Origin of the sequence: Sulfitobacter sediminis, from assembly GCF_040811725.1 — a bacterium.
Lineage (GTDB): Bacteria > Pseudomonadota > Alphaproteobacteria > Rhodobacterales > Rhodobacteraceae > Sulfitobacter > Sulfitobacter sediminis.
In genome coordinates, this window is sequence record NZ_JBFNXX010000289.1 from 1 (window position 1) to 231 (window position 231).

The following is a 231-nucleotide window of genomic DNA, read 5'->3' on the forward strand; positions in this document are numbered from 1 at the left end:
CCGATCAAACGCTTTACACCATAAATAGTGTTCTTAGCGTTCGTCACACGTTGGCGCTGAGCAACTTGCCCAACCAAACGCTCGCCTGTTTTGTTGATGGCGACGACACTTGGTGTGGTACGGTTTCCTTCAGCATTTGCAATTACCTCTGGCTTACCAGCAACCATGTAGGCCACAGCACTGTTGGTTGTACCGAGGTCGATTCCGATGATTTTACCCATAAAATACATT

The 231-nt window shown here is 47.6% G+C and carries 1 protein-coding gene; it reads right to left on the bottom strand.

What is annotated here, in order from left to right; all coding sequences use genetic code 11:
* Window positions 1-221, bottom strand: a 221-nt coding sequence (locus tag AB2B41_RS23815) for an Hsp70 family protein (RefSeq protein WP_367880292.1), incomplete at its 3' end; no start/stop codon positions are given.
* Window positions 222-231: the final 10 nt, after the last annotated feature.